The sequence below is a fragment of the Treponema denticola genome, assembly GCF_024181645.1.
Taxonomy (GTDB): Bacteria; Spirochaetota; Spirochaetia; order Treponematales; family Treponemataceae; genus Treponema_B; species Treponema_B denticola_A.
Genome location: NZ_CP058624.1, coordinates 950973 through 964394 on the forward strand (window position 1 = coordinate 950973; position 13422 = coordinate 964394).

The following is a 13422-nucleotide window of genomic DNA, read 5'->3' on the forward strand; positions in this document are numbered from 1 at the left end:
TTGCGGACGAGCCGCAAATGCAGGTTAAGCGAATGTTAGGTGGACGGTGTGCGGGCGGAGGAGAAAATATGGGGACATCAACTACTGAACGATTGGGTATAGCCGAATTAACCAAAATATTTGCACAAGTTGGTTGGTATTTTCGTGAACAATTTGTTAGCGATAATGGAATTGATGCACAGGTAGAATATAGTTGAAAATAACAAACCAACTGGTCAACTAATCGCCATACAGGTAAAATCTGGAATGAGTTACTTCTCTGAAATGGATAAAGAAAAAATAATATATCGTCCAAAAGCAAACCATGTTGAATATTGGACAAAACATAGTCTTCCTGTAATTATATGTCTACATAATACAGATAATGATAAAGTTTTTTGGACTCCGGTACTAAAGGAGCTTATTATATCAACAGGGAAAGGTTATAAAATCGAGATCTCAACAAATAGTACATTGACAAAGGAAAATTGTTTAGGTTTATCACGAATTTTTAAGTTTAATTATCATGAATATAGACTAAATAAACTGTTGCTAGATTCATCTTGGATGAAATTAATAATGAATGGTGAAAGTGTTTATGCTGAATTTGAAGATTGGCACAATAAATCATTATCAAGAACTTCAATCACTATTAGCTGTGAATCAGTTAATGGTTCAAAAAGTATTAATTTACCAACATTATATGCACCCGGATATAGTGTTTTAGGCATTGTACAAAAAACTATTCCATGGGCATCATTCGAAATGGACATTGATAGTCATCGGGAAGCTCAAAAAGACGAATATGAAACAGAATGTTATACGGGACATGATAAAGAAGATGATATGAGATTTTATTATGAGTCATTTGATGAATGGTATGAAGAGCCTGATGATATTGTTCCAATAAAAAGAGAATCAGAAATTGATATCTACAGAGTAAAACTTACACTTAATGATTTAGGAAAAGCATTTTTAAACATATACGAATATCTTGATTCAGATCCTGAATTTGAACTTACCTCTTTTAGTATCACAGAAATATTTTCCTAACACCCGCTTCAACCTGACATTGCCTTTACGGCAATGCAGGTTAAGCGTTAGTTAACCTTACAAAATAAATACTAATCATAGGTGGTGTAAAATGAAGGTAGTGGTACTTGCTGGAGGATTAAGTCCTGAAAGAGATGTATCTTTATCATCAGGAGCATTAATTGCAAATGCATTAATCGAAAATGGGCATAGTGTTTTTCTTTTAGATTTACTAATAGGAACTGATAAAAAATTTGAAGAATTATCATTTTTAACAAAAGATTCAATAGATCGATATGAGTATATTATACCACCAGAAGAGCCAAATCTTATTGAATTGCATCAAAAGTATCCTGATCAAATCGGAAAAGGTGTACTGAGCATTTGTAAACAAGCAGATGTTGTGTTTATTGCATTACATGGTTCAATAGGTGAAAATGGTCAGCTACAATCAATTTTTGAAATGCAATCAATTAAACACACAGGATCAAGTTACTTTGGCTGTATGTTGGCGATGGATAAAGATATATCAAAAAAAATTGCAACTATTGAGGGTATTTCTACAGCAAAATGGAAAACTTATTCATTGTCAGAAGTTAATTTTGATACAATAAAGAGAGAAACAAAAATACCTTGTGTTGTTAAACCACTTAGTTGTGGTTCTAGTATTGGGATATCAATAATTAAAACCGAAGAAGAATTATTGAATGCATTAAGAGTTGCGAAAAAATATGAAGATAGTATTTTGATTGAAGATATGATCAAAGGGAGAGAAGTGTCATGTGGTATAGTTGGAGATAAGGCATTACCGGTAATTGAAATAATTCCAAAGTCAGGATTTTATGATTATAAAAATAAGTATCAAAAAGGATTATCCAACGAAATATGTCCTGCTGAAATAGATAGAAGCATTGAGAAAACAATACAGGCATTTTCATATAAAATGCATAAAGCTTTAAGACTAGGTTATTATTCACGATCAGATTTTATTATTCGAGATAATGAAGAAATTGTTTATTTGGAGACCAATACATTGCCTGGAATGACTCCAACGAGTTTATTGCCTCAAGAAGCAAGAGTATCTGGAATTACATATAATGAATTATGTAATCAAATTGTACATAATGCAATAAAAATTGAAGGCTAACACCCGCTTCAACCTGACATTTGTTTTGTCACGAAAGTTGCTTGGACGGTCGCCTACGGCTCCCTTTTGATGCAACTTTCGCGCCAACTTTGCCGCCACTTTGCGCGTCGGCAAAGGCACAAATGCAGGTTAAGCGAATGTTATGTGGACTGCCCTTCAGGCAGCTTGGAGGTAGAAATGAAAAGGTTTGTATTAATATATGTTTTTGTATTTTTATCTATTGCGATCTTTGCATCTCCGTTTGGTTTAAAAATGGGAATGACAATAGATGAAATTGCTGAACAGTGTGAAGAATATCCATCTTTTGTAAAAGATGAAATTTATTTAGTAAAACCTATAAAAAAGCATCCTCTTTTTTCATATTATGCGGTTTATGTAAATGAGAAAACGGGTTTGTATCAGATTAGGGCAATTTCGGATTCTATTAGCTGTAATAAATATGGTACTGAAATTAAAAATGCTTTTACTTCTATCAAAGACAGAATTGCTAAAACTTATGGGAAACCAAAAGTAAATGATAGATACAAAAATACGGCAGATTCTTATTATCAAAAAGATGAATATTGGTTTTATTCGTTAAGAGAAGGTTCTCGTGAACTATCCGCAATATGGGGTGAGAAAACTACACTTATAGATGACTTGGAATATATTGCATTAGATTGTACTGCAGATTATATTGTAGAGGATGGTTATGTTGATGAAAAAGCACATCTTGTATTATACTACTATTTTAATAATGCAAGAGGTGTTGAAGATGAGCACGATTCCGTATTTTAAATTTTAAAATAGCATGATGTTATTAATTATATTTGGTTTTATTGCTTTTATTCTCGTCATTTTTTTTCTTGGAAAATGGGCTTGGGTAAGCAAAGGAGAAATGGGAGAACATTATGTATCGAAAATTTTATCATCATTGGATGAAAATGAGTATAAAATTTTTAATGATGTAATGTTACGGACAAAAAATGGTAAAACCACACAGATAGACCATATAGTAATCTCTGCTTATGGAATTTTTGTAATAGAAACAAAAAATTACAACGGTTGGATTTTTGGAAATGAAAAAGCTGAATATTGGATGCAAGTAATTTATAATGAAAAGCATAAATTTAGAAATCCTGTAAAACAAAATCAGGCTCATATTTTTGCACTAAAAGAACTGTTTGCAGAATATAGCGATATAAAATATTTTCCTATTGTCGTTTTTGTTGGTAATGCGGAATTAAAAGACATAGAATCTAATATGCCTGTAATTTATGATGATGATCTTTTAGACTTGATTTACTCGGATATTACAAACAAGTGTCTTACAGAAATAGAAATTCAGAAAATTGTAAACTTACTTTCAAGTAAAAATATTGTTGACGATGAACTAAGAATTGAACATATTAACAATATAAGACAAACTGTAGTTGAAAGAAAATTAAAAATGGAGAATTTAATTTGCCCTAGATGTAATGGGGAGTTAAAATTAAGAGAAGGTAAGTCTGGTAAATTTTATGGATGCTCAAATTATCCAAGATGTAGATTCACTATGCCTTTTTTTAAAATAAACACATAACACCCGCTTCAACGCTGACATTTGTTTTGTCACAAAAGTTGCTAGACGGTCGCCTGCGGCTCCCTTTTTTATGCAACTTTCGTGCCAACTTTGTCGCTGCTCTGCGCTTCGGCAAAGGCACAAATGCAGGTTAAGCGAATGTTAGACTTACTATCGCACAGAAGTAAAACTAATAGGTTCAATTTCGAGTTTTGAAAAAACTCGAAATTTTCCAATTTTCTACGGCACCAATAGAATGTAAAGTTTTGAAATAGGTGCTATTTTTGTGCAGGCGAGATTCTGACTGCGTACCGTTTCGAGCGTTTATGCTATATAAAAGCTCGCCTGCGGCTAAGCGGACAAGTTCTCGCCAAAAATACAGCTCTATTTTACTGCTATTTTCAAAACTTGACATTCGACCTAATAATGTTATCACTATATCATTTATAGATTTTATGATATAATATCAGCTAGGAGGGAATAAATGTATACAATTATGGCTTTTTGTTTAAGCGGTATTGTGATGATTATATTTGGGATTTTAATCAGAGAATGTAAATGCTACAACTTGATAGCAGGGTATAATACAATGCCTGCTGAAAAGAAAAAATCCTATAATCCGGCACCTCTTGCTAATCAAGTAGGTATATTTCTATATTGGATAGGCACTTTTACCATTGTATTCGGAATCATCTTACATTTTGTGGAATATTCAAAATTATTGGCTACATTTATCACAGTCGGTTATTCTGTTATTCTTCTTGTTGCAGCTATTATCTTTATAGCAAAAGAAGCAAAAGGATTAAATGATATATAAGGGAGGGGACTAAATGAAGACTGAATTGATTCTAAAAATAGATAAAAATATTGCTGAATCGATGAGACACTATGCGGTCAAAAATAAAAAAAGTATGTCAAAATTTGTTGAAGATCTTTTTAATAATTCAATGGGTATAAATCAAAGGATAGAAGAAATATCTCCACTTGTTAAAGAATTGAGCGGCATTATAAGAGAGCAGGATTTAGAAAATATAAGTTATATGAGCTATTTGGAAAAAAAATATGAGTAAAAGGATATTTGTTGATTCGGATGTAATTTTAGATATTTTATGCCAACGTGAACCATATTATGAATATGCTGCTTACGTGTTTTCATTAAGTGATACAAAAAGAATTGTTTTATATACAACATCGCTGGTATTTTCAAATGTATATTATATACTCAGAAAGTTATTGAGTATACAAAAAGCAAAAGAAGCATTACGGAAATTGAGGTTGCTTGTTAAAGTAATACCTGTAGAAGAAAAAGAAGTAGATTTAGCTCTAAATTCAAAGTTCTCAGATTTTGAAGATGCTTTACAATATTATACGGCGATGCGGCATAAGATAGAAATACTATTAACACGAAATATAAAAGATTATAAAGAAAGAGAAATAATAGTACAAACACCTGAAGAATTCATAAGAGATAATAAGAAACTCGAAGTCTAACACCCGCTTCAACCTGACATTGCGGACGAGCCGCAAATGCAGGTTAAGCGAATGTTAGGTTGACGCTTCGTGCAAAATATACGTTTATTAAAAAAAGAAAACAACTGGCAACAGAAATAAAAATTATTTTTTGACATAGTATGTGCTATGATAATATTATTTGGAGGATGTATGCAGAGCAATGAAAAATATAAAGAAGGACAAGTATGGTCTTATAAGACGAGAGAAAATGAAAGTAATTCTAAAATATATATAGTAAAAATTGAATATAATAAAACAATTGGAAAGATTTATCACATTTATATTGATAATTTGAATATAAAAAATCCATATCAAAAATCTAAAATCCAAAATAATTTATCTCATTCCCCTGTTTCTGAAAAAACATTAGATGACAGTGTTATAAAAATTGTTACAGCAAAATACGAAAATAATATAGATATTTCTGATGGTTATGTAGCATGGAAAGAAGCTTTTGATGATGGTAAGGCTGGCGTTTTTACCATTCCAGTAAATGAAATTATTCAATGTATTGAGGATGTTGCGAATATGGAAGCCTAAAGTATATTAGGTTGACTCTGATGCACAGGAAAGTATTAATTATGCCAACAATTGAAATTATTTCTGTAAATGCTAATAGAAAAATCTTAAGACAAGAGGATTATAATATACCCTTAATTGAAGAAGATAAACTTGTAAGTCATATATCTATTTTTTATGAATATTTGAAAACACTAAATGGAATAATGGTACATATAGGTAATCCAGATATGAAGTATGATAAAGAATATGGATTTTTTGCAGGTAAAATTATCAATTGAGATTTTTCTACTAATAAAGAGATTGTAATTCCCAATATTGATGATGAAAAGAATAGAGCAGATCAGGATGAATATTTCCAATTTTTAGATGTATTTAAAAATGAAATTGAACAGATAATCTTTAAATATATTGAGCTTTCCCCTAATTCAACTGCTCTTTTTTTAACAGATTATCAATTTGGATCTTCAAAGCCAATGAGAAAATATATAAATTTAAGCAATTTTTGGAAGGAATATAATGAATATGGTCTTAGATGGAATACTCTTTATCGAATTAATAAATAATCTAAAAAAATCAAAAGTATTTAAATATATATTATTAGAATAGAGAACCTAACACCCGCTTCAACGCTGACATTTGTTTTGTCACGAAAGTTGCTTGAACGGTCGCTGCTTGAGCATATCTCTTTTTTATGCAACTTTCGCGCCAACTTTGCTGACGCTTACGCGTCGGCAAAGACACAAATGCAGGTTAAGCGAATGTTAGATTGACCTGCCTTACAGCAGGCGGGTACGGAACCAATCGAAGCATTCTTTAGACAAAAAATAAAAATAATTGCAATGAAAAAGGACATTGCAAGAAGGAAGGTTGAAAGATGAAACAGAAAAGGTTGGTTTCAATGATTGGTGCATTAGTTTTAATAATTAGTGCCGTAGTCTTAATTACAGGTTGTCCGCAATCGAGTGGAAAAGTTGGAGGTAATAGTAGTACTCTTAAAGTTGTTTTTGATGAGTCAAAGATTGAATGTGAGAAAGACGGTATTGCGATAAAATCAGGAATAGAGGTTGCTGATGGAGATTTATTGATTTTCGATGCAAAAGGTGTACCTGATGGCAAGATTGCTGAATGGACGGTAGGAACAACCGTAAAAAAAGCATCGCCCTTATTTTATCATGTAAAAAAAACTGATGCAGATACTTCAGGTGTCATTAAGGTAAGTTATGAAATAAAAGATGCGGCAAAATTTAAAATCATCTTTGATGGTACAAAGATTGAAGCAAGAAAAAGCGGTGTAGAAATTATTAGTGGAGCCGAGATTAATGAAGAAGATAGAATATATTTTAGAATAAAAAATCCAACTCCTAATAAAGTTGCTGTTTGGAATATAAACAATAAACCGGCTTCATTTGATAGTAATATTGCATCGTTAAGCTACCGTATAAAAGCAAAAGATGCAGATAATGAAGGTAATATCAATATAACTTATATAGAAAGAGATATGATTGAACTTATCATACAATTTGATAGTAGTAAAGTAAAATGTACAAAAAAAACAGATGGAACGGAGGTGTTATCAAATTCCAAACATCTTGAAGGTACAACATTAGAATTTGAAACAGTAAATGGTAAAGCAGTAGAATGGCAAATAGGTCGTGTAACTTATATAGGGAAAAATATAGGTATAGATACAACTTTACATAAGTTTTATGCAGATAAGAATGGTGTTGTAGTTGTGAAGTATAAAGAGTAATGAAAATAAATATCTTAGTATATTTTAAGTTATAGAAAATATACTAAGAATTATATAAAGTGTAAAAGTTAATCTAACACCCGCTTCAACCTGACATTGCGGGCGAGCCGCAAATGCAGGTTAAGCGGTAGTTAGATTGACCTGCCTTACGGCAGGCGGGTAGCGGAACCAATCGAAACAGACTTTCGACCAAAATAAAAATAATTGCAATGAAAAAAGCATTGCGAAAGGAAGGTCGAAATGAAACAAAAGAGATTAGTTTCAGTGATTGGCGCATTAGTTTTAATAATTAGTGCAGTAGCGTTAATTAGCGGTTGTCAACAGGCAAATGGTAATCAGAATAATACTAGCAGTGATTGGAGGCCTGTTTCAAACAAGAGTGATTTGGTCGGAACATGGAAGGCAAGCGTTTCAGGTTCTGGCGTTGTAGAGAAAAAAATATTCTATGTGGCTTCTGATTTTTCTGGTTATTTTAAAATAGATGCGGATTATTCAATGGCAGATGCCTCATTCTTAGCTTCTGTAGGTGATGTTATATCAGGGCTGGAAGGTATAGGATTTATTGTTGCCCATGATCCGGCGAACAAGACAATCATTGCAAAACAGAATTTTACATCTACAGATTTACAAGAAATGGTTTCGTTGATTAAATTGAATTCATCAAAAACGAAGATTAAATTTACTGCTGGTGAAAATTCAGTAGAATATACAAAGCAATAAGAAGTGATTAACCGATACTGATGAATAGCTCACTAAATAAATAGTTCAATTTTAGTGGGTTATCAAAAGACAAAAAAAAAGATTAATGATAAAATAATTGCCTATGTATGATGAGGTTATCTAAGAAATAATTGCTAAGACAATAGTGATGAAGTAAAGAAACATAAAACATAGGATTTATTGTATGAATTTTGAGGGTTGGTATTTTATTATTCTGTATGTACTATACTAAAAATCTAACACGCAGTTCAAGACTGACAAAACCCGCTCTGAAGAGCGGCCGGCTAAACGCCGGTACGTTTTGCAGCTTAACTGCATGTTATGTGGACACACCGCTAGTGCACGAGAGGTAAAAACGTATGAAAAAAATAGAAGAAAAAGAAGAATATATAAACCAATATTTAAAGGAATTAAATGATATTTCATGGGAGAACTTTAAGCACTTTAGGACTTTTTTAAGTTCCCTATCTGAAAATCACATATTAAAATCTTTTGAAAAACAAACTATTGAAAAAAATGAAACTACTTATCATTTTCTATGGCAAATAGAAGAAGCATTTACGATAAATGAACATGATGAAGTAAATAAGCCTTGGTTCTATAGCAAATTAAATGAAATACAAAAATCTAAAGAAAGAAAACAGATTTCGTCAAATTTAGGTGAGTTAAGAGCCTATTCAGTTCTAAAACTTTCAGAATTTGGAAAAAATCTTCAATGCATGAATCAGAATACAAAAGGATGTGATTTTAAAAGTTGCATAATAATGAATAAAAGAGAAATAAAAGTTTGTATTGAAGTAAATACACCTTTGGGGAGAGATGACCCTAAACGAACGACCATCGACCATGGTACTACTAGAAGTAAAGGTATTTCGATTACTGAAAAAGAAATAGCTCCTTTTGGATTACCGCAAAGACAAGATATCGATTCTATAGGTTCAGAAGTTTTAAGTAAATTAAATTCAATAAAAGAGGATGAAGAGCAGTTTGAAGATAATGCTGTAAATATTTTATTTGTCGATTTTGTTAATCCATTATTTTCTGATTTGAATTTATTAGATAATCATGGAAAACCTTTTCAAATGTTTCGTTCCGATATATATACAGGTAATATTTGGTTTACAATGTACTCAAAAAAGAATGAGAATATACCTTTTAATATTAGCTTGCATTGCCCTAGTTATGAAAAACCATACAAAATGGAATATGACGGAAAGCTAATGAAAAAATCAAAATTAGATTTTGTTATTTTTAACACTTTTGAAGGCTCTTATATTTATGAGAAAAATATAAAACATCATATTCCAATTAAAAAAGAAGTTTATTTGTTATTATATACAATACCAAGAATAAAATATGAAGACATTTGGTTAAATTACCCGTTTAAGGATTTATCTAAACGTATTAATTATATAAAAAAAGCTACGAAAAAATTATTGAATGACTATCATTTTTTCATCTAAAATTGAATAATACACATAACACCGTTTTCAAAGCCGACAACGCAGACAAGCTGCGTTGCGGTTTAAAACAATGTTAGACCGATGCCTTACGGCACGATAAACTGTAACTTTGAAAAATAGAATGTATTTTTTATAAATTAAAGCATAAAACCCAAATTAATAGCTTAGATTCTTTGAATAAAGTTATGTTTTATTATAATATCTACTTGTATAAGAAAAATAAAACTTTAATCTTTGGATTTTAAAACTTGTTAAGGAAGTCAACGAGTTAAAAGTCCTTCGGACGGTCATGGTAATTATAATAATTAACTTGTTAAGGAAAACTAAAGTTTTATCTAAGAATTTTAAACTAGCTAAGGAAATCAACAAAATAAAAGTCCTTCGGACGGTCATGGTGATTATAGTAATTAACTTGTTAAAGAAAAATAAAGTTTTAGTTTAGATTTTAATGATTTAGTAATTAAAAAGCTGTATAGTTAAAAAATAAAGTTTATTGTTAAGAATAAGCTTATAATTTAAGAGAATATTATTTATAAAAGATTTGTTTTATAAATAATATAGAATTATAGTTAAATTAATAGTTTTTAATATATGTGTTAAGTAATATGAAAGTTGGATATGCAAATAATAAAGCTTTATATTAAAATTTTAAGTTTTTTATTTATTAAATATTGTAATAAAAAGCAAAATAGTGTAAAATTAGAAGCGTAATTGTTAATATTAAGTTATATAAATAAAATAAAAGTGTCTAACACGCAGTTCAAGACTGACAAAACCCGCTCTGAAGAGCGGCCGGCTAGACGCCGGTACGTTTTGCAGCTTAACTGCATGTTAGAAGGACGGTGCTCTGCACCGCAAGGAGCGAAAATGTTTTTATCTCAACTAAAATACAATCAAAAGAAGTGTTTTTTAAGTTTGGCGAATTATCTTCTCAATATTGACGGAGAATTTGATGAATTTGAATCTGACTATTTAAGAGCAATTTGTGCTGAAATGTCATTAAGTAATGGAGACATTGAACCTTTCACTCTTGATTCTGTGACACAAAAATTCCCAGAACAAGAAGCAAGAAAAATCTTGTTAATTGAATCAATGGCTTTGGCTCTTTGTAATGAAGAATACGACCAATCTGAAAAACTGTTTATAGAAGACCTTGCGAAAAAACTTGATTTAATATCAGATCTTGTAGAAATTAAAAATATGGTTGAAAGGCATTTTAAAAATCAAAAGAATCTTATTTCTTATATTTTTTCAGAGGAGTAAACTATGAGCTTTCTGAGGAAGTTAGGAAATTTTTGTACATTTGGTGCTATTGATAGGCATGACGCAAAAAAAATAAAAAATCAAGCGGATGAAGATTTAGCTAACGCAAAAGAAGAGCTTGAAGATAAAAGAAGTAAAACTGAAAAATCAATTGAAAAATTAGGGAATGCAAAACTTTCAGCTTATTCGGGATCGTTAGAAAAATTTTATAATTGTTATACCCAAATTTCAAAAGCAGATAGAAAACCATTTAAGCGACCTACAGATACTGTTTCTTACAAAGATGTAAAGCACTCTCTTATTACAATTTCAAAAACTCAAATTTCATTAAAAAAAGTTGCTCTGCAATCCGCAGGAGCTGTTTCAACTGGAGCTTTGGTCGCAAGTGGTACTTATTTTGCCGTGAAAGGTCTTGTTTTCGGGAAACTTGCTGGAGTAGCTGCAAAAAATGCAACTTTAGCATGGCTCGGAGGTGGTTCTCTTGCTTCTGGTGGAGCAGGAATGGCAGGAGGTATGGTGGTTTTAGGTGGAATAGCACTAGCACCCGTTGCATTGTTTTCAATGTATATGGGGTATAGTTCTGGAAAACGCAAATTAAATGGTGCCATGAATTATGCTGATGAAGTTGAAGTTTTTGTACAAAAAGTAAAAACTCTTATATGTGAATTAAATCAAATTGAACGAGCGGCTAAATTATTTACAAAAACTATTATTTCAATGGATGCTGTTTTGGAAGTTCAAAATGATAAACTTGTACAAGTTATTGATAGATTGCAAGGAAGAACTTTTTTCCAAAAAGCCATTCGTGACCCAATAAAGAAATTTTTCCGTAAAAATATCTTTGAACCTGAAGAATTACGAGTCATTACAGATTCTATAAACTGTGCTGTTCTTTTAAGCGGTTTAATAGAAAAGCCTCTTATGGATGATAATGGTGCATTTATAAGTAGTTCAATTGAATTTATTGAATCAGCAAACAAAAAAGCTGACACATATAAAAAATTACTAAAAGCCTAATATAAGGAAATTATATGTCAGACGAACAGAAACAAAAAAGAGGTTTTGAAAAAGAAATCGAAGTTGCTATTAGTAAGGAACTAGAGAAATATGCTGAAGCTAATGCTGATTTTCTTCAAATGCATTCAGACTTAAAGAATCTAAATCCGAATCGTGGTGGGAACAAAGGACATGGCGGTTTTGTTTTTGAACGAGTAGAAAAAGCAAAGAGAAATGCAGAGAGTCATATAAAAGGAGGAACAAAAGTTGTCGAATTAACCGACACCTTGGCCGAAAACGGCAATCAAAATTTTAGTGTAAATGACACAAATTCTGATTTAGTTTCTTTGAGCAAAGATGGAAACATAGTTTCAGGTTCTGGAGAACAATTAAAGGCATACGGTAAACAAACAACAAAAAGTGCTGTTCGAGATGTTATGAATGGAAAAGAAGGTAACATCAATCGCTATGATACAATAACGGTTCCAAAAGATAGATATGATGCAACACTTCAAGAAATAGATAATTATATCGAAAAATCTAAAAATGAAGGCAATGAAAAAGGTGTAGAAGAATTAAAAAAATTAAAGAAAAAAATAAAAAAAGGAACGGCAGACACAAAAGATATCGTTTTTGCTGATAAACATAAAAACATTTACACCGCAAAAGAAATTGCAAAAACAGCAAATAAGGCAGGATTACAGGCTGCTGGAACAAGTTCGGCAATTCAAGGAGGCATCAGTTCTGTATTGAACCTAAAAGCTGTTGCAAACGGTGAAAAAACTGCAAACGAAGCTATAAAAGATATTACGGTAGAAACAGCAAAAACTGCGGGTGAAAGTTATTTAACGGCTGCTGGGGCAAGTGCATTGGGAGGTGCATTAAAACAATCTTCCACACAAATTATAAAAAATCTCGGAAAAGGTTCTGGACCAATGGTTATTGTGAATTCTAGTAAAATTTTGGCAAAGAATACAATCGATTTGATAAAAGGAAAAATATCTGTAGAAAAATATATAAAAAATATTGGCAAAGAAGGTGCTGCTTTAGGAAGTTCTGTCGTGGGATCAAATATTGGAGCTATTGCAGGTACATTAATTCTTCCAGGAATTGGTACAGCAATAGGTACATTCATAGGCTCTGTACTTGGTTCAATTATGTCTAACATAACATATGGACAACTTGTACAAACGATGGAATTAAACCGTTTATCTGATGAGCAAAGAAAGCAAATCGAAGAATACTGTAAAACTCTTATTGAAGAAGAATTATATTACAGAGAACGTATAAATAATGCGTTGACAACCTATTTAAATAAAAAAGAAAAAGATTTAACAATAGCCTTTAATAATATTTCATATGCACTACAAAATAATCAGAGTCTTTCACTGGTTTTACAAAGACTTTCTGATATCTTAGATTTAGATGTAAAATTATACAGTGAAGACGAAGTTGTTGATATTATTATAAATCAAAGAAATGTCAGCATCTAACACCC

Annotated in this window: 16 protein-coding genes; all 16 read left to right on the forward strand. The window is 31.2% G+C overall.

Going from position 1 to position 13422, the window contains the following annotated elements; translation table 11 throughout:
- Nucleotides 1–68: 68 nt before the first annotated feature.
- Nucleotides 69–197, forward strand: a complete 129-nt coding sequence (locus HO345_RS04435; protein ID WP_253684166.1) for a DUF4365 domain-containing protein — start codon at nucleotides 69–71, stop codon at nucleotides 195–197.
- Between the two features lie 49 nt (nucleotides 198–246).
- Nucleotides 247–1032: a DUF4365 domain-containing protein gene (locus tag HO345_RS04440; RefSeq protein WP_253684168.1), complete on the forward strand. Its 786-nt coding sequence runs from the start codon at nucleotides 247–249 to the stop codon at nucleotides 1030–1032.
- Nucleotides 1033–1123: 91 nt separating this feature from the next.
- Nucleotides 1124–2158 (forward strand): D-alanine--D-alanine ligase family protein, encoded by a 1035-nt coding sequence (locus tag HO345_RS04445; protein WP_253684170.1) that lies wholly within the window; start codon nucleotides 1124–1126, stop codon nucleotides 2156–2158.
- Nucleotides 2159–2335: 177 nt separating this feature from the next.
- Nucleotides 2336–2935, forward strand: a complete 600-nt coding sequence (locus HO345_RS04450) for a hypothetical protein (RefSeq protein ID WP_253684171.1) — start codon at nucleotides 2336–2338, stop codon at nucleotides 2933–2935.
- A 100-nt stretch (nucleotides 2936–3035) separates the two neighbouring features.
- Complete coding sequence (locus tag HO345_RS04455) at nucleotides 3036–3719, forward strand: NERD domain-containing protein (protein WP_253684173.1); 684 nt, start codon at nucleotides 3036–3038, stop codon at nucleotides 3717–3719.
- Nucleotides 3720–4182: 463 nt separating this feature from the next.
- Nucleotides 4183–4515: a DUF3784 domain-containing protein gene (locus HO345_RS04460; RefSeq protein ID WP_253684175.1), complete on the forward strand. Its 333-nt coding sequence runs from the start codon at nucleotides 4183–4185 to the stop codon at nucleotides 4513–4515.
- Between the two features lie 13 nt (nucleotides 4516–4528).
- The gene (locus tag HO345_RS04465; protein WP_253684177.1) at nucleotides 4529–4768 is read left to right on the forward strand and encodes a DUF6364 family protein; all 240 of its coding nucleotides are present in this window, start codon (nucleotides 4529–4531) and stop codon (nucleotides 4766–4768) included.
- A complete protein-coding gene (locus tag HO345_RS04470; RefSeq protein ID WP_253684179.1) occupies nucleotides 4761–5189 on the forward strand; it encodes a type II toxin-antitoxin system VapC family toxin in 429 nt (142 codons plus the stop codon). The genes HO345_RS04465 and HO345_RS04470 overlap by 8 nt, the downstream gene beginning before the upstream one ends.
- 171 nt (nucleotides 5190–5360) lie before the next feature.
- Nucleotides 5361–5750 (forward strand): hypothetical protein, encoded by a 390-nt coding sequence (locus HO345_RS04475; protein ID WP_253684181.1) that lies wholly within the window; start codon nucleotides 5361–5363, stop codon nucleotides 5748–5750.
- Between the two features lie 41 nt (nucleotides 5751–5791).
- Nucleotides 5792–6010, forward strand: a complete 219-nt coding sequence (locus tag HO345_RS04480; RefSeq protein ID WP_253684183.1) for a hypothetical protein — start codon at nucleotides 5792–5794, stop codon at nucleotides 6008–6010.
- 596 nt (nucleotides 6011–6606) lie between these two features.
- Nucleotides 6607–7482, forward strand: a complete 876-nt coding sequence (locus HO345_RS04485; RefSeq protein WP_253684132.1) for a hypothetical protein — start codon at nucleotides 6607–6609, stop codon at nucleotides 7480–7482.
- A 240-nt stretch (nucleotides 7483–7722) separates the two neighbouring features.
- Nucleotides 7723–8202: a hypothetical protein gene (locus tag HO345_RS04490; protein ID WP_253684134.1), complete on the forward strand. Its 480-nt coding sequence runs from the start codon at nucleotides 7723–7725 to the stop codon at nucleotides 8200–8202.
- Nucleotides 8203–8561: 359 nt separating this feature from the next.
- The gene (locus tag HO345_RS04495; protein ID WP_253684185.1) at nucleotides 8562–9665 is read left to right on the forward strand and encodes a hypothetical protein; all 1104 of its coding nucleotides are present in this window, start codon (nucleotides 8562–8564) and stop codon (nucleotides 9663–9665) included.
- 828 nt (nucleotides 9666–10493) lie between these two features.
- On the forward strand, nucleotides 10494–10928 hold the full coding sequence (locus tag HO345_RS04500) for a hypothetical protein (RefSeq protein ID WP_253684186.1): 435 nt from the start codon (nucleotides 10494–10496) through the stop codon (nucleotides 10926–10928).
- A 3-nt stretch (nucleotides 10929–10931) separates the two neighbouring features.
- Complete coding sequence (locus HO345_RS04505) at nucleotides 10932–11945, forward strand: hypothetical protein (protein WP_253684188.1); 1014 nt, start codon at nucleotides 10932–10934, stop codon at nucleotides 11943–11945.
- 14 nt (nucleotides 11946–11959) lie between these two features.
- Nucleotides 11960–13417 carry a DUF456 domain-containing protein gene (locus HO345_RS04510; protein WP_253684190.1) on the forward strand — a complete coding sequence of 486 codons (1458 nt, stop codon included), beginning with the start codon at nucleotides 11960–11962 and terminating at the stop codon, nucleotides 13415–13417.
- The last annotated feature ends 5 nt before the right edge of the window (nucleotides 13418–13422 follow it).